This window comes from Micromonospora globbae (assembly GCF_003610785.1).
Classification (GTDB): Bacteria; Actinomycetota; Actinomycetes; order Mycobacteriales; family Micromonosporaceae; genus Micromonospora; species Micromonospora globbae.
Window position 1 is genome coordinate 30,779 of the sequence record NZ_RAQQ01000007.1, and the last position, 15,711, is coordinate 46,489.

Sequence of the window (15,711 nt, forward strand, 5' to 3'; positions counted from 1 at the left end):
TAACGACTTGTCAAGACGTCGTTGCTCAGCTACAGGATCTGGAGCCCCATCGTGACCGAACGCCACCTGCAACCCCTGCTGCACGAACTGGTGGGGGCCGTCCTCGCCCCCACGAGCGCGCTGGGGGACGCGGCCGGGCAGATCCGCCCGACCGGGGTCCAGGGCGTCTTCCACGCCGACGCCCGGGTGCTCTCCCGGGCCGAACTGCGGGTCGACGACCAGGAACCGGAGGGACTGACCCGGGGGCCCGCCGGCCCGCACGGCGTCCGCTTCGTCGGACTGGCGCGGTGGCTCGGCGACCCGGGCGCCGACCCGACCGTCCGCGTCGAACGGCTCCGCCGGGTCACCCCGCGCGGGCTCACCGAGGAGATGCGGGTCGTCTCCACGGCGGCCACGGCCGTACGCGCCACCGTCAGCGTCGACCTCGGCTGCGACCTGGCCCCCATCGAGGTCGTCAAGTCCGGCGGCACGACCGAACCGCTGCCCGCCAAGAGCGGCGAGCCCGGCCAGTTGGTCTGGTCGGCGGCCGGCATCACGGTCACGGCGACCGGCGAGGGCGCCACGGCCGAGGCCAGCGGCGACCGGGCCACCACGCCCCGGCTGAGCTGGCCGGTCGCGCTGCCACCCCGCGGCGAGGCGGTGCTGCGCTGGCGGCTCGCCGTCGACGACCCGCGCGCCGTGGTCGTCTGCCCGCCCGGCGAGCCCACCTGGTCCCGGCCCGCCCTGCGCGCCGACGACCGGCGGTTGGTCCGTCTCCTCGACCGCAGCCTGGACGACCTGCGCGGCCTCCGGCTGGCCGAGACGGGCGCGCCGCACGACGTCTTCCTCGGCGCCGGGGTGCCCTGGTTCCTCACGCTCTTCGGGCGGGACAGCCTCTGGGCCGCCCGGATGATGCTGCCCCTCGGCACCGACCTGGCCGCCGGCACGCTCCGGGTGCTCGCGCGCCGGCAGGGTGTCCGGGTCGACCCCGCCACCGGCGAGGCGCCCGGCAAGATCCTGCACGAACTGCGCCGCCACGAGTTCGCCCCGGGCGCCGGGCTGCGGCTGCCGCCCGCGTACTACGGCACGGTCGACGCCACCATGCTCTGGATCAACCTGCTGCACGACGCCTGGCGCTGGGGCCTCCCGGCGCACGAGGTCGAGCCGCTGCTACCGCACCTGGAGGCGGCCCTGAACTGGCTCGCCGCGCACGCCGACGCCGACGGCGACGGGCTCGTCGAGTACGTCGACAGCACCGGGCACGGCCTCGCCAACCAGGGCTGGAAGGACTCCGGGGACGCCGTCCGGTTCCGCGACGGCCGCCTCGCCGCGCCGCCGATCGTGCTCGCCGAGGTCCAGGGGTACGCCCACGAGGCCGCCGTCAACGGGGCCGCCCTGCTGGACGCGTTCGGCCGCCCGGGCGGGGACCGCTGGCGCGCGTACGCCGAGGAGCTGGCCGGCCGGTTCCGGGCGGCGTTCTGGGTCGACGGGCCGTACGGGCCGCAACCGGCACTCGCGCTGGACCGGGACAAGCGGCCGGTCGACTCGCTGACCAGCAACATCGGCCACCTCGTCGGCACCGGCCTGCTCAGCGGCGAGGAGGAGGCGCAGGTGGCCCGGTTGCTGCGGACCGAGGCGCTGGCCGGCGGGTTCGGGCTGCGCACCATGTCCACCGACGACGCCGGGTTCAGCCCGCTGTCGTACCACTGCGGGTCGATCTGGACCCACGACACGGCCATCGTGCTCGCCAACCTGGCCCGGGCCGGATTCCGGGAGGCCGCGCTCGGCCTGGCCGACGGGCTGCTCGGCGCGGCCGAGGCGTTCGACTACCGCCTGCCCGAGCTGTACGGCGGGGACGACCGGTCGCTGCTCGGCCGGCCCACGCCGTACCCGGCGGCGTGCCACCCGCAGGCGTGGGCCGCGGCCGGGGCCGTGCTGCTGCTCCAGGCGGCCGCCGGGCTCTACCCCGACGTGCCCGGCGGCACGGTCCGGCTCGCGCCGCTGGCCGGCCCGGAACTGGGCGCGGTCGCGGCGGAGCACCTGACGGTGGCCGGCGCCCGGGTGGCGGTCACCGTGGACCGTGCCGGCCACCCCACCGTCACCGGCCTCCCGGCCGACCTGACCGTGGTCCCGCCGACGCCGTCCGTCCCCACCCCCCGCCGGTCCCCCACCGACCACCCCACCAAGGCCTGACCCCGCCGGTCCCCAGCGGCCACCCGGCCGACGCCGGACCTCGTCGATCATGAGGTTGTTGTCGCCCGCCTCGGCGTGTCGCGACAACAACTTCATGATCACCGGGGCTCGGGGAGGGTGAGTTCGGTGACCACCTCGTCGTCCTCCATCGCTCCCGTCGGGCGGAAGCCGAGGGCCGTGTAGAGGGCGGCGGCGGCCGTGTTCGCCGGGTGGTACGACAGCCGTACCGGCGGGTTGCCCTCCCGCGCCGCGAGCCAACCCGCCAGGGTGGCCACGGTCGCCCGGCCGATCCCCCGGCCCTGCTCGGCGGCGTCGATCATCATGCCGCCGATCCAGTGCGAGCCGTCGTCGTCCACGCCCCACATGACGTGCCCCACGACGGTCTCGTCCGCGTACACCGCGAGCGACGTCCACACCCCGGTCCGCATGCTGAGCAGCAGGTACCGGGCGGCCAGGGCAGGCACCCAGGCACGCTGGTCGTCCCGGGGCGCGACGTCGGCCACCGCCCGCCAGTTGTCGTCGTCGACGGGGCGCAGGGTGATGGCGCGTCCGTCCCGGTCACGGCCTCCCGCATCGATCATCCGGGCAGCCTAGGGGGCACCCGGCCAACCGGCGACCGGCTTTCCGCGCCACCCCACCGCCCCAACGCGCCGCCACGCCGCCGGGCCGCCGCGCCATCGCGCCGCCACGCCGCCGGGCCGCCGCGCCATCGCGCCGCCGGGCCGCCGGGCCGCCGCGCCGTCAGTCGAGCAGGGCGTCCAGGCCCACGGTGAGGCCGGGCCGGTGGCGCACCTCCCGCACGGCCAGCAGCACGCCCGGCATGAACGAGGCCCGGTCGTACGAGTCGTGCCGGATGGTCAGCGTCTCGCCCGTGGTGCCGAAGAGCACCTCCTGGTGCGCGACGAGCCCGGTGGCGCGTACGGCGTGCACACGGATCCCGTCGATCTCGGCGCCCCGGGCGCCGGGCACCTCGTCCTTCGTGGCGTCGGGCACCGGGCCCAGGCCGGCCTCGGCCCGGGCGCGGGCGATCTGCCGGGCGGTGTGGGTCGCCGTACCGCTGGGAGCGTCGAGCTTGCGCGGGTGGTGCTGCTCGATGATCTCGACCGACTCGAAGTGCCGGGCGGCGCGCGCCGCGAACTGCATCATGAGCACCGCCCCGATGCCGAAGTTGGGCGCGATCACCACGCCGACGTCGGGCTTGCCCGCCAGCCAGCCCCGCACCTGCTCCAGCCGCTCCTCGGTGAAGCCGGTCGTGCCGACCACCGCGTTGATGCCCTGGTCGATGCACCAGCGCAGGTTGTCCATGACCACGTCGGGGGTGGTGAAGTCCACGACCACCTCGGCGCCGGACGCCGCGTCCAACCCGTCGCCCTGGTCGATCGTCGCGACGAGTTCCATGTCGGTGGCGGCGTCGACCGCCTTGCAGACCTCGACACCCATGCGGCCCCGGGCACCCAGGACGCCGACGCGCAGCGGCTCGGCCGGGTTCCTCTCCTGCTGGTCAGTCACGGGGCACAACCTATCCCAACCGGGACGCCGTCCACCCCGGGACCACGCCCCGGCCGCCCAGGTCCACCCGGCGCGGCGCCCCGACGGGCACGGCGGGCCCGGGGTGCCGCGGGTGGGGTCAGGGGGTCGTGAAGTCGCTCGTGTCGAACGGGCCGACCACGGCCAGGGACATCGGTCGGCCGAGCAGGTCGGCGGCGAGGGCGTTGACGTCCTCGACGGTCACCGCGTCCACCCGCGCCAGCAGCTCGTCCACGGGCATCAGGTCGCCGTAGAGCAGCTCCCCCTTGGCCAGCCGGCTCATCCGCGAGCCGGTGTCCTCCAGGCCGAGCACGAACGAGCCCTTCGACATGCCCTTGCCCCGGGCCACCTCGGCGTCGGTCAGCCCGTCGGCGGCCACCCGGGCCAGCTCGGCGCGGGTGAGCTCCAGCACCTCGTCCACCTTGCCGGGCGCGCAGCCGGCGTAGACGGCGAAGAGGCCGGTGTCGGCGTACTGGCTCGCGTAGGAGTAGACCGAGTACGCGAGGCCGCGCTGCTCGCGGATCTCCTGGAACAGGCGGCTCGACATGCCGCCGCCCAGCACGTTGTTGAGCACCCCGAGCGCGAACCGGCGCTCGTCGGTGCGGTCGATGCCCGGGCAGCCGAGGATGACGTGGGCCTGCTCGGTCTCCTTGGGCTCGACGAGGGTCGTGGCGGGCCGCGTGCGTACGGCCGGGGTGGCGGCGCGGTGCGGGGCCGGCGCCGCCGGGTCGGTGTCCAGCGGGGTGCCGCGCAGGGCCTGCCGGACCATCTTGACCACCGCCGCGTGGTCGAGGTTGCCGGCGGCCGCCACGACGATCTGCGGTGGGGTGTAGTGCCGCCGGTAGAAGCCCTGGATCTGACGCCGGGTCATCGGGGTCACCGTCTCCTCGGTGCCCGAGATCAGGCGGCCCAGCGGGTGGTCGCCGTAGACGGCCCGGGCGAAGAGGTCGTGCACCTCGTCACCGGGCTCGTCGTCGTGCATGGCGATCTCCTCGAGGATCACGCCACGCTCGGTCTCCACGTCCGCCGGTTCCAGCACCGAGTCGGCGACGAGGTCGCACATCACGTCGATGGCCAGCGGCAGGTCCTCGTCGAGCACCCGCGCGTAGTAGCAGGTGTACTCCTTGGTGGTGAAGGCGTTCGTCTCGCCGCCCACCGCCTCGATCGCCGAGGATATCTCCAGCGCGCTGCGCTTGCGGGTGCCCTTGAAGAGCAGGTGCTCCAGGAAGTGCGCGGCCCCGGACTGCGGGCCGCTCTCGTCGCGGGAGCCGACCGCCACCCAGACGCCGAACGACACGCTGCGCATCGCGGGGATCGCCTCGGTGAGCACGCGGAGGCCGCTGGGCAGCACCGTACGCCGCACCGTGCCGCCCAGCGGGTCGTCGCTGATCGTCCGGGTCACCGCCCGGCCGGGGCCACCGGAGCGTGCGGGCCGGGACGGCGCCACCCCCCGTCGATCCGCAGGGAAAGGCGAACGCACGGCCCGACTCACGAAATCTGCTCTCACTTCGACGAGGGGTGGGTGGTACGGACGAACCGGCCGGACGGCGCCCGTCGGGGCACCGGCCGGCCGGTCGGTGATCAGCTGTGCCGGGTCCGGCGGCGCGGCGGGCGGGACTCGCCGCCGCCCTCGCCACCCTCGCCGCGCTCCGGGCCGCGTCCGCCGCGCTCCCGGTCACCGCGGTCGCGCGGGCCCCGGTCGCCGCGGTCGCGGCCGGCGGGGCGCTCGCCACCGGCGGCGGCCTCCGGCGCCTCCGTGGCACCGGCGGGCGCCTCGGCGCCCTCGGGCCGGACCTTGTCCAGGTAGATCTTGCCGCGCTGGTCGATGTCGGCGATCTCCACCTCGATGCGGTCACCCACGTTGAGGAAGTCCTCGACCTTCTCGACCCGCTTGCCGTCGCCCACCTTCGAGATGTGCAGCAGGCCGTCCCGGCCGGGCAGCAGCGAGACGAACGCGCCGAACGCGGCCGTCTTGACCACCGTGCCGAGGAACCGGTCGCCGACCTTCGGCAGGGTCGGGTTGGCGATCGCGTTGATCCGCTCCACGGCCGCCTGGGCGGACGGGCCGTTGGTCGCGCCGACGTAGATGGTGCCGTCGTCCTCGATGGAGATCTCGGCGCCGGTCTCGTCCTGGATGGCGTTGATGGTCTGGCCCTTCGGGCCGATCACCATGCCGATCTTGTCGACCGGGATCTTCACGGTGGTGACCCGCGGTGCGTAGTCACTCATCGCGGCCGGGCCCTCGATGGCCGCCTGCATCACGTCGAGGATGGTCTGCCGAGCCTCGTGGGCCTGCTGGAGCGCGGCCGCCAGCACGTCCGACGGGATGCCGTCGAGCTTGGTGTCAAGCTGGAGCGCGGTCACGAAGTCCCGGGTGCCGGCGACCTTGAAGTCCATGTCGCCGAAGGCGTCCTCGGCGCCGAGGATGTCGGTCAGCGTCACGTACTGGGTCTTGCCGTCGACCTCGTCGGAGATGAGGCCCATGGCGATGCCGGCCACCGGCGCCTTCAGCGGCACACCGGCGGAGAGCAGGCCCAGCGTCGAGGCGCAGACCGAGCCCATCGAGGTGGAGCCGTTGGAGCCGATCGCCTCGGAGACCTGGCGGATGGCGTACGGGAACTCCTCGCGCGAGGGCAGCACGGGGATGAGCGCCCGCTCGGCGAGCGCGCCGTGGCCGATCTCGCGCCGCTTCGGCGAGCCGACCCGGCCGGTCTCACCGGTCGAGTACGGCGGGAAGTTGTAGTTGTGCATGTAGCGCTTGGACTTCTCCGGGGAGAGCGTGTCCAGCGCCTGCTCCATGCGCAGCATGTTGAGCGTGGTGACGCCCAGGATCTGGGTCTCGCCGCGCTCGAAGAGCGCCGAGCCGTGCACCCGGGGCAGCACGCCGACCTCGGCGGTCAGCGGACGGATGTCGCGCGGGCCCCGGCCGTCGATGCGGACCTGCTCGCGCAGAACCCGGCTGCGGACCTCCGCCTTGGTCAGCGACCGGAAGGCGGCGCCCAGCTCCTTCTCCCGGCCCTCGAAGCGGGGGCCGAGCTCCTCGGCGACCCGGGTCCGGATCCGGTCCAGGGCCTCCTCGCGGTCGGCCTTGCCGGCGATCTTCAGCGCCTCGGCCACGTCGGCGCGGGCCAGCTCGGCCACCGCCTCGTAGGCGTCGTCGGCGTAGTCGAGGAAGATCGGGAACTCGACGACCGGCTTGGCGGCCACGTCGGCCAGCTCGCTCTGCGCCCGGCACAGCTCACGGATGGCCGGCTTGGCGGCCTCCAGGCCGCTGGCCACGACCTCCTCGGTGGGGGCGGTCGCCCCGCCGGCGACCAGCGCCACGGTGTGCTCGGTGGCCTCGGCCTCGACCATCATGATCGCGACGTCGCCGTCGGGCAGGACGCGGCCGGCCACCACCATGTCGAAGGTGGCGCGGGCCAGCTCCTCGTGGGTCGGGAAGGCGACCCACTGGCCGTCGATCTGGCCCATCCGGGTCGCACCGATCGGGCCGGAGAACGGCAGGCCGGAGAGCTTCGTCGACATCGAGGCGGCGTTGATGGCCACCACGTCGTACGGGTGCTGCGGGTCGAGCGCGAGGACGGTCTCGACGATCTGCACCTCGTTGCGCAGGCCCTTGACGAACGACGGGCGCAGCGGCCGGTCGATCAGCCGGCAGGTGAGGATCGCGTCCTCGCTGGGGCGGCCCTCGCGGCGGAAGAACGAGCCGGGGATCCGGCCCGCGGCGTACATCCGCTCCTCCACGTCCACGGTGAGCGGGAAGAAGTCGAACTGCTCCCGCGGCTGCTTGCTGGCCGTGGTGGCGGAGAGGACGACGGTGTCGCCGAGCTGGGCGACGACGGAGCCGGCGGCCTGACGGGCGAGACGGCCGGTGGAGAAGGTGATCTCACGGGTGCCGAAGGCCCCGTTGTCGATCACGGCGGTGCGGGATTCGGTGCCGAGTCTGGTCTCGGTCATGGTGCGGTCGTGCTCCTTCGCATCGGGGGGCTCGCGACGCGGGGAGCTGCTCAGACGGCCGGTCTTCGATCGAAGCGCCCGGGGTCGGCGGATGCCGGGTGCCCGGGGGCCACTACCGGAGACCGGTACGCTGACCGGCTCCCTGCTCGGGTGGTCGCGCTGCCCTGTTCTCTTCCTGTGGCGCGGGAACGGGGGAGCGGCCGGATGGCCACTCCCCCGTCACGTCACCGGCGCAGACCGAGCCGCTCGATGAGCGACCGGTAGCGGTTGATGTCCTTCTTCTGGACGTAGTTGAGCAGCCGACGGCGACGGCCGACCAGCAGCAGCAGCCCACGGCGGCTGTGGTGGTCGTGCTTGTGCACCTTCAGGTGCTCGGTGAGCTCGGCGATCCGCTTCGTGAGGACCGCGACCTGCACCTCGGGCGAACCGGTGTCGCCCTCGTGGGTCGCGTACTCGGCGCGGATCTTGGCCTTGGTGTCCTGGTCGAGCGCCATGTTCTCCCTGTTTCGATGGGTTGGTCACTGGTGTCCGTCGTCGGTCCATGGGACCGAATCCGGACCGGCACCTCGCACCCGCGGCGTCGAGCAGGCACGCGAGGCCCCCCGTCGGTCATCCGACGTCCCCGCCAGACTACCAGCCGTCGCCGCTGCCGCCCGGTCAAGGGCAGCGTGGCGACGCCGTGGGGCGCGCCCGCCACGACGTCCCGGTTGGCGGGCGGCCGCGCCGGCGGGTCGGCCAGCAGGGGTGGGAGCGCACCCAGGCGGGGTCAGGCGAGCGCCGCGCGGGTCCGCTCGACGTCCTGGCGGATCTGGGCGATCAGCGGTTCGACCGAGTCGTACCGGACCTGGCCGCGCAGGTGCGCCACGAAGTCCAGCGCCAGCCGCTCGCCGTAGAGGTCGCCGTCGAAGTCCAGGGCGTACGCCTCCACCCGCCGTTCCCGACCGGAGAAGGTGGGGTTGGTGCCGACGGAGACGGCCGCCATCAGTGGCTCCCGCTGGCCCCGGCGCACCAGCCGGGCCGCGTAGACGCCGTCGGCGGGGATCGCCGCGTACCGGTGACAGAGCAGGTTGGCGGTGGGGAAGCCCAGCTCGCGCCCGCGCTGGTCGCCCCGGACCACCACGCCCTCCACCCGGTGCGGCCGGCCCAGCGCGGCCGCCGCGGCGCCGACGTCACCGGCGTCCACACAGGAGCGGATGTACGTCGAGGAGAAGACGGTGCCCTCGGAGGCCACCAGCGGGGCGCCCTCCACCGCGAAGCCGAACGTGCGGCCCAGGCGTTCCAGCAGCGCCACGTCACCGGCGGCCCGGTGCCCGAACCGGAAGTTGCCGCCCACCACGACCTGCGCGGCGTGCAGGTGCTCGACCAGCACGTCGTGCACGAACGCCTCGGGCGACAGCCGGGAGAACTCGGGCGTGAACGGCACCACGCAGAGCACGTCGACGCCGAGCGCCTCGATCAGCTCGGCCTTGCGGGCCGGCTCGGTGAGCACGGCCGGGTGCGACCCGGGGCGTACCACCTCGGCCGGGTGCGGGTCGAAGGTCACCACCACCGACTGCAGGCCCAGCTCCCGCGCCCGGGCGACCGTGTGGCCGATGGTCGCCTGGTGCCCCCGGTGCACGCCGTCGAAGACGCCGATGGTGACGACGGACCGCCCCCACCCGCCGGGTGCCGCGTCGTACCCCCGCCACCGCTGCATGCCGCTCCTCCCCTGTTCTGTCACCGGGTCCCCACCGCCCGGCCCACGACCGTGCCCGCCGGCCACGCCGGCGGGCACCTCACGCCGGCGCCAGCACGATCTCCGCGCGGGCCCGGCCCTCCCGCTCGCTGACGATAGCGATCAGGCCGCCGGACGGGTCGAAGACGGCGTACGGCCCGGCGATCCCGGCCGGGTCCAGCGGCCCACCGTGCGAGAGCACGGCGGCCTCCGCGGCCGTCGCGTCGCGGCGCGGGAAGAGCCGGTCCGCCGCCGCGGCGAGCGGCAGCGTCACCACCTCCGGCGCGCGCCGCTCCAGCTCGTCGAGGGTGGCGGCCTCGCCGAGGGTGAAGCCACCCACGGCGGTACGCCGCAGCGCGGTCAGGTGACCGCCGACCCCGAGCGCGAGACCGGCGTCCCGGGCGAGCGCCCGGACGTACGTGCCGGACGAGCAGGTCACGTCGATGTCCACGTCGACGACGTCGGGCTCGTCCCGCCGTACGGCGAGCAGCTCCAGCCGGGAGACGGTCACCCGGCGGGCCGGCAGTTCCACGCTCTCGCCCTCGCGCACCCGCTTGTACGCCCGCTGGCCGTTGATCTTGATGGCGCTCACCGCGCTCGGCACCTGGTCGATCTCCCCGGTCAGCGCGGCGAGCGCGTCCCGGATGGCCGCGTCGGTCAGGTGCCCCGCCGGGGTGGTGCGGATCACGTCTCCCTCGGCGTCGTCGGTGACGGTCGCCTGACCCAGTCGGACGGTGGCCGTGTAGCTCTTTCCCGCCCCGATCACGTACGTGAGCAGCCGGGTCGCGCGGCCCACCCCGATCACCAGCACCCCGGTGGCCATCGGGTCGAGGGTGCCGCCGTGACCCACCCGCCGGGTCCGGGCCAGCCGCCGGATCCGCGCCACCACGTCGTGCGAGGTCATGCCGCCGGGCTTGTCCACGACGATCAGTCCGTCTGCGCTCACGACCGCCTAGCCTGCCAGACGCCCGGTCAGCGGACCGCGCCGACCACGACCCAGCCGCCACTGCGCAGCCGCAGGAGGAGCGCGACGAGGCGGAGCACGACGAACAGCGTGAGCCCGGCCCAGATCCCGCCCAGACCGAGGTCGAGCCCGTAGGCCAGCCAGATCGCCGGGAGGAACCCGCCCAGCGCCGCCGTCACGGTGAGGTTGCGCAGGTAGCGGACGTCACCGGCGCCGATCAGCACGCCGTCCAGGGCGAAGACCACCCCGGCCAGCGGCTGCATCGCGACGAACCACGGCCACGCCACCATGGCCTGCTCGCGCACCAGCGGGTCGGAACTGAACCAGGACGGCACGACGCCCGCGCCGGCCGCGATCAGCACCGCGAAGGCGACCCCGCAGGCCCCGCCGAGCAGGCCGATGCGGCGGGCCAGGGCCCGGGCGCCCTCGTCGTCGCCGGCCCCGAGCGCGGCGCCGACCAGGGACTGCGCGGCGATCGCCAGCGCGTCGAGGACCAGCGCCGTGAAGAACCACAGCTGCAGCGCGATCTGGTGGGCGCCGACCGCCGCCGCGCCGAAGCGGGACGCCACGGCGGTCGCCGAGAGGAAGCTCGCCTGGAAGGCCGCGCCACGGATGAGCAGGTCACGGCTGAGCACCAGCTGCTGGCGGATCAGCCGGGGCCGGGGCCGCAGCGGGACCCGCTCGGCGGCCAGGGCCGCCGCGAAGAGCACGCCGCCGAGCGTCTGGGCGGTCGCGTTGGCGATGGCCGAACCGGTGAGGCCGAGCCCCGCCGGGTAGACCAGCAGCGGGCAGAGCAACGCGGAGAGCAGGTTGGGGCCGAGCACGAACAGCAACGGCCGGCGGGTGTCCTGGATGCCGCGCAGCCAGCCGTTGCCGGCGGCCGCGAGCAGCAGGCCGGGAGCGCCGAGCGCCGCGATCCGCAGCCACTGCGCGGCGGCCTCGGCCACCTCGCCGGGGCCGCCGACGAGCGTACGCGCCAGCACCCCGCCGCCGAGCTGCATGGCGACCGCCACGAGCACGCCCACGCCGAACGCGAGCCAGGACGCCTGCACCCCCTCGGCCACCGCGGCGGCCCGGTCGCCGGCGCCGAAGCGGCGCGCCGAGCGGCCGGTGGTGCCGTACGCCACCACGGTGCCGAGCCACGCGGTGAGCGTCATGACCGTGCCGCCCACGGCGAGCGCGGCCAGCGGGACCCGGCCGAGGTGCCCGACGACGGCCGTGTCGACCAGCACGTACAGCGGCTCGGCGGCGAGCACGACGAGGGCCGGCAGCGCCAGCGCGGCGATCCGGCGCGCTCCCGCGGGCGGGGCGGTGGTAGGGGCGGTCTGCGTCATCGCCGCCGATCCTGACACGAGCCGCGTAAGGAACGCAAGCGGCCTGATAGCTTACCGATCGGTGCCTGGCGACGGCGGTGCCGGAGCCCCGCGACCGGCCCTGACGGCGTCGGTGGCGTGGCTGCGGGCCGGGGGCGACGACGCTGTGGAGGTGATGTCGTGGACGACTCAGCCGCGCGGCGGGCCCGGCCGGAACCAGGCAGGTCCGACGCCACACATGCCGCCACCCCGCCACGCCCGGACGTGGGCGCCCGCCCTACCGCACGCTCGGACCGGGCGGCGCGGTGGGCAGGGTGTCGACAAAGCGGCGGACCTCGGCGGTGGTGCGTAGCCGGACCACCGGAAGCGCGGGTACGGACGACGCGACGGCGGCGAGCAGTCGAGGCCGGGAACGGCGCGGGTACCGCCACACGTAACGCAGGAACTCACGGTCGACCCGCTCCGGGCAGCCGGCCGGCAGGTCGGGGCGGGGGACGGTGCCGCGGGCGGCGCGGTGGGCCCAGCGGCGGCGCAGCACCCGGCGCAGGCAGAGCAGCCGGGGCAGGTCGCAGAAGACGAGCAGGTCGGCGCGGGGCAGTCGAAGGTCGAGGCTGCCGCCGTAGTTGCCGTCCATGACCCAGGCGGGCCGGGCCACGAGGCGAGCGACGCTCTCCCGCCATTCGGTCTCGTCGGGCGGCGTCCAGCCGGGCCGCCAGTAGTGCCCGTCGAGGTGGATCACCGGGAGGTCGAGCCGACGGGCGATCTCCCGGGCGAGGGTGGTCTTGCCGGCGCCGGCGCTGCCGACGACGAGGATCCGGCGCACCGGCCGATCCTGGCGCCCGAACGGCGCGGCGGGAGACGGACACCGGATGCGGGTCAGGGGGTCCGCGCCCCGCGGGCGGTGACGCGGTCGGCGCATGGCGTCGGCGGCGTCACCGCCGTTCGGTACGGCTCACTGGCGCGTGTCCATCGACGTCTGCAGCGCGCGGCGGGCCTGCTCGCGGGCCTCGTCGGTGGTCTCGGGCTTGGTGGGCTTGCTCGACATGGCGTGTTCCCTTCCAGGGACGCGAGCCGCCGGCGGTCGGCGGCACTCACGGGCGGTCGTTCGGGGCGCCACCTGGGCGGTCCGGGGTCACCGGAGCGGCCGGCAGGGCGGCGTGAGCCCGGGTCTGTCGACCCTGGAGGGAGGCGGAGCTGGGTGCGGCACCACCCCCACGACCTGCGCCGATACGGCGCCGGCCGTTTCCCAAATTAGCGTTCAGTCACCCGCTCCGCGTGGGGTTCCCGTCATCTGGACAGCGGGGACCGCGCCGTCAGCGCGCCAGGAAGTGCCAGCCCAGCCACCACCAGAAACCGAAGAGTCCGATCCTGCCCACCGGCACCGAGCCCACCTCGTACCGCATGACGTACGCGCAGACCTCGCCGAGGGTCGGTATCCGCGAGCCCTCGCGCCGGGCCAGCCACTCGACGGCGGCGAAGAGCGCCAGGGCGGTGAGGAAGCCGCCGATGGCGAGCGCCCGCATCATCGCCGCACCAGTCCCCAGAAGGCGGACAGCCAGGCGAACCAGGCGGCCGACCGGACCAGCTGATCCTCCAGCAGGGGGTCGGCCAGCCGGGAGAAGGTGGGGAACTCGTCACCCACGGACAGCACGAAGGTGGCCCCCTCGAAGACGCCGAAGACCACCACCGGCAGCGCCCACCACGCCGCGCCGGCGCCGAGCCGGGCCGGCGCCGGCCGACGGGGTACGCGGTTGCTGAGACCGAGCCAGATCAGCACCCCGCCGGTGCCGAGGGTGTAGAGGTTGGCCTCCGTGGAGAACGAGGCGAACCTCCCGCCCACGAGTGAGAGGCAGATCAGTACGGGCACCGAGACGGCGGGACGGTCCCAGGCGCGGGGCGCCTCGACGGTGAGGTCGTGGGGCTGCTCCATCCGGCAATTCTCCCCGCACCCACCGGACGCGGAAAGCCCGCGTGACCCGGATCCGACCCGGAACTCCGGCCCGTCAGCCGGTGACGGACCCGATGACCGCCCCGTCGAGGTGCGCGCGGATCCGGTCGACGATCTCGTCGACGGTGCCGTGGCCGGTGAACCCGGCGGCGAACCGGTGCCCGCCGCCGCCCAGCGCGACGGCGACCCGGCTCACGTCGACAGCGCCCTTGCTGCGCAGCGAGACCGCCCACTCGTCCGGGGCGGTCTGCTTCACCACGCAGCTCACGTCCGCCTCGGCCGTGCAGCGCACCGAGTCGATGAGCGCCTCCAGCACGTACGGCCGCTGGCCGTGGCGCGCCAGGTCGTCCAGGCCCGCCCACGTCCAGACCAGTCCCCGGCCGCCGGCCGCGGCCGGCTCCAGCCGGGCCCGGCCGAGCGCCTCGCCGAAGAGCCGCACCGCACCGAACGGCCGGGTGTCGAAGACGCGCCGGCTGATGTCGCCGGGGCGGATGCCGGTGGCGAGCAGTCGGGCGGCCATCTCGTGCACCGCCGGGGTGGTCGCCTCGAACCGGAACGAGCCGGTGTCGGTGGTGAGCGCCACGTAGAGGCACTCGGCGATGCCGGCGTCCAGCGGTACGCCCAGCCGGGTGAGCAGTTGCTCGGCGACCACGGAGGTGGCCGCGGCACGCGGGTCGACCAGGTTCACACCGCCGAACCGGGTGTTCGAGGCGTGGTGGTCGAGCACCAGGGCCGCGCCGGCCCGCTCCAGCCGGTCGACGAGGTCGCCGAGGCGGGACTCGCTCGCCGCGTCGAAGCAGATCACCAGGTCCGGATCGGGGTACGCCTCGGCGGCCGGGACGAGCAGGTCGAGCCCCGGCAGGCCGCGGAACGGCTCGGGAACCTCCGGCGGCCCCGGGAAGGTCGCCTGCAGCCCGCGTACGCCGAGGCGCCGCAGGCCCAGCCCGAAGCCGAGCATGCTGCCGAGCGCGTCCCCGTCCGGGTTCACGTGGCAGATCAGCAGCACCCGCGCGTCGGACGACAGGCCGCGCAGCAGCGCCTCGGCGGCGGCCCAGTCGCCGTCGGTCGGGCCGGAGTCGACCGGGCCGGCCTCCATGACACTGCCGGCCGGTCCAGCCGGTCCGCTCACCGCCGGTCCCCGCCCGCGGGCGGGTTGTCGTCCTCGTCCTCGTTCTCGTCCTCGGTGTCGCTCTCGTCCAGCCGGTACGGCTGGGCGTCGCCGGCGTACCGGGCGTTCGCGGCGAGCCGCTGCACCTCGGCGTCGGCGTTACGGGCCGCCGCGAGCAGGTCGTCGATGTGCTTGACCTGGTCCTGCACGTCGTCGAGGACGAAGGTCAGCGTCGGCGAGTGGCGCAGCCCGAGGGCCTTGCCCACGGTGCTGCGCAGCATGCCCTTCGCGCTCTCCAGGGCGGCGGCCGTGCCCGCCTGCGCCGCGGCGTCACCGAGGACGGTGTAGAAGACCGTGGCGTCGCGCAGGTCGGCGGTGATCCGGGCGTCCGTGATGGTGATCATGCCGAGCCGCGGGTCCTTGATCTGGCTCCGCACCACCGACGCGACCAGTTCGCGCACCCGCTCCGCGTGCCGGCGTACCTTGGCCGGATCCGTCATCTCCGCCACCTCCACGGTGTCCCGCTCCCGGCCCGGACGCGACGACGCGGGGCGCCGCCGGCGGGGCCGGCCAACATCTCGAACACTACCCGCGCGGGCTCGCCCGGTGCGCGGTGCCGGCGCGGCGCCACCGACCGGGCGGCAGCCCGGCTCAGTCGTCCTCGCCGTGGAGCCGGCGCCGGACCGACAGCAACTCGATCTCCGGACGCGCGGCGACCAGACGCTCGCAGGAGTCCAGCACCTCACGGACGTGTGCCGCCTCGGCGGCCACCACGGCCACCCCGATCTGGGCGCGGCCGTGCAGGTCGAGCGCCCCCACCTCGGCGGCGGAGACCTCGAAGCGGCGCAGCGCCGCCACGATCGGGCGTACGTACGACCTCTTGGCCTTGAGCGACCGGGAGTCGCCCGGCAGCAGCAGGTCGAAGACCACGGTTCCGGTGAACATCGCCCCGGACGATACCCGCCGTGGCCCCCGCATGATCAAGGGGTTTACGCCGTTCGGCGTAAA

The 15,711-nt window shown here is 74.8% G+C and carries 15 protein-coding genes; 1 reads left to right on the forward strand and 14 read right to left on the reverse strand.

Annotated elements, in window-relative coordinates; translation table 11 throughout:
* The first annotated feature begins 51 nt into the window (after nt 1-51).
* Nucleotides 52-2,172, forward strand: a complete 2,121-nt coding sequence (locus D7I43_RS11365; RefSeq protein WP_120328424.1) for an amylo-alpha-1,6-glucosidase — start codon at nt 52-54, stop codon at nt 2,170-2,172.
* A 98-nt stretch (nt 2,173-2,270) separates the two neighbouring features.
* Here the strand turns inward: D7I43_RS11365 and D7I43_RS11370 are convergent, their stop codons facing one another.
* The 14 genes from D7I43_RS11370 to D7I43_RS11435 form a co-directional block, all read right to left on the reverse strand.
* Nucleotides 2,271-2,753, reverse strand: coding sequence for a GNAT family N-acetyltransferase (locus tag D7I43_RS11370; protein WP_120328425.1), 483 nt, complete (start codon nt 2,751-2,753; stop codon nt 2,271-2,273).
* 160 nt (nt 2,754-2,913) lie between these two features.
* A complete protein-coding gene (dapB, locus tag D7I43_RS11375) occupies nt 2,914-3,690 on the reverse strand; it encodes a 4-hydroxy-tetrahydrodipicolinate reductase (RefSeq protein ID WP_420870196.1) in 777 nt (258 codons plus the stop codon).
* A gap of 109 nt (nt 3,691-3,799) precedes the next feature.
* Nucleotides 3,800-5,146, reverse strand: a complete 1,347-nt coding sequence (locus tag D7I43_RS11380; protein ID WP_420870197.1) for a M16 family metallopeptidase — start codon at nt 5,144-5,146, stop codon at nt 3,800-3,802.
* A 134-nt stretch (nt 5,147-5,280) separates the two neighbouring features.
* Nucleotides 5,281-7,656: a polyribonucleotide nucleotidyltransferase gene (locus D7I43_RS11385; protein WP_120328428.1), complete on the reverse strand. Its 2,376-nt coding sequence runs from the start codon at nt 7,654-7,656 to the stop codon at nt 5,281-5,283.
* Between the two features lie 224 nt (nt 7,657-7,880).
* Nucleotides 7,881-8,150, reverse strand: a complete 270-nt coding sequence (rpsO, locus tag D7I43_RS11390; protein ID WP_120328429.1) for a 30S ribosomal protein S15 — start codon at nt 8,148-8,150, stop codon at nt 7,881-7,883.
* Between the two features lie 272 nt (nt 8,151-8,422).
* On the reverse strand, nt 8,423-9,352 hold the full coding sequence (locus tag D7I43_RS11395) for a bifunctional riboflavin kinase/FAD synthetase (RefSeq protein ID WP_120328430.1): 930 nt from the start codon (nt 9,350-9,352) through the stop codon (nt 8,423-8,425).
* 79 nt (nt 9,353-9,431) lie between these two features.
* Nucleotides 9,432-10,274 carry a tRNA pseudouridine(55) synthase TruB gene (truB, locus tag D7I43_RS11400; protein ID WP_240032930.1) on the reverse strand — a complete coding sequence of 281 codons (843 nt, stop codon included), beginning with the start codon at nt 10,272-10,274 and terminating at the stop codon, nt 9,432-9,434.
* A 68-nt stretch (nt 10,275-10,342) separates the two neighbouring features.
* Nucleotides 10,343-11,668: an MATE family efflux transporter gene (locus D7I43_RS11405; RefSeq protein ID WP_120328432.1), complete on the reverse strand. Its 1,326-nt coding sequence runs from the start codon at nt 11,666-11,668 to the stop codon at nt 10,343-10,345.
* Nucleotides 11,669-11,924: 256 nt separating this feature from the next.
* On the reverse strand, nt 11,925-12,470 hold the full coding sequence (locus D7I43_RS11410) for an AAA family ATPase (protein ID WP_240032917.1): 546 nt from the start codon (nt 12,468-12,470) through the stop codon (nt 11,925-11,927).
* A 490-nt stretch (nt 12,471-12,960) separates the two neighbouring features.
* Nucleotides 12,961-13,170 (reverse strand): DUF6186 family protein, encoded by a 210-nt coding sequence (locus D7I43_RS11415; protein WP_192902132.1) that lies wholly within the window; start codon nt 13,168-13,170, stop codon nt 12,961-12,963.
* On the reverse strand, nt 13,170-13,577 hold the full coding sequence (locus D7I43_RS11420) for a hypothetical protein (protein ID WP_120328435.1): 408 nt from the start codon (nt 13,575-13,577) through the stop codon (nt 13,170-13,172). Before D7I43_RS11420 ends, D7I43_RS11415 begins: the two co-directional genes overlap by 1 nt.
* 73 nt (nt 13,578-13,650) lie before the next feature.
* Entirely contained in the window at nt 13,651-14,691 is a 1,041-nt protein-coding gene (locus D7I43_RS11425; RefSeq protein ID WP_120328436.1) for a DHH family phosphoesterase, read from the reverse strand.
* Between the two features lie 29 nt (nt 14,692-14,720).
* A complete protein-coding gene (gene rbfA, locus D7I43_RS11430; protein WP_120328644.1) occupies nt 14,721-15,203 on the reverse strand; it encodes a 30S ribosome-binding factor RbfA in 483 nt (160 codons plus the stop codon).
* 151 nt (nt 15,204-15,354) lie between these two features.
* Nucleotides 15,355-15,648 carry a DUF503 domain-containing protein gene (locus tag D7I43_RS11435; RefSeq protein ID WP_120328437.1) on the reverse strand — a complete coding sequence of 98 codons (294 nt, stop codon included), beginning with the start codon at nt 15,646-15,648 and terminating at the stop codon, nt 15,355-15,357.
* Nucleotides 15,649-15,711: the final 63 nt, after the last annotated feature.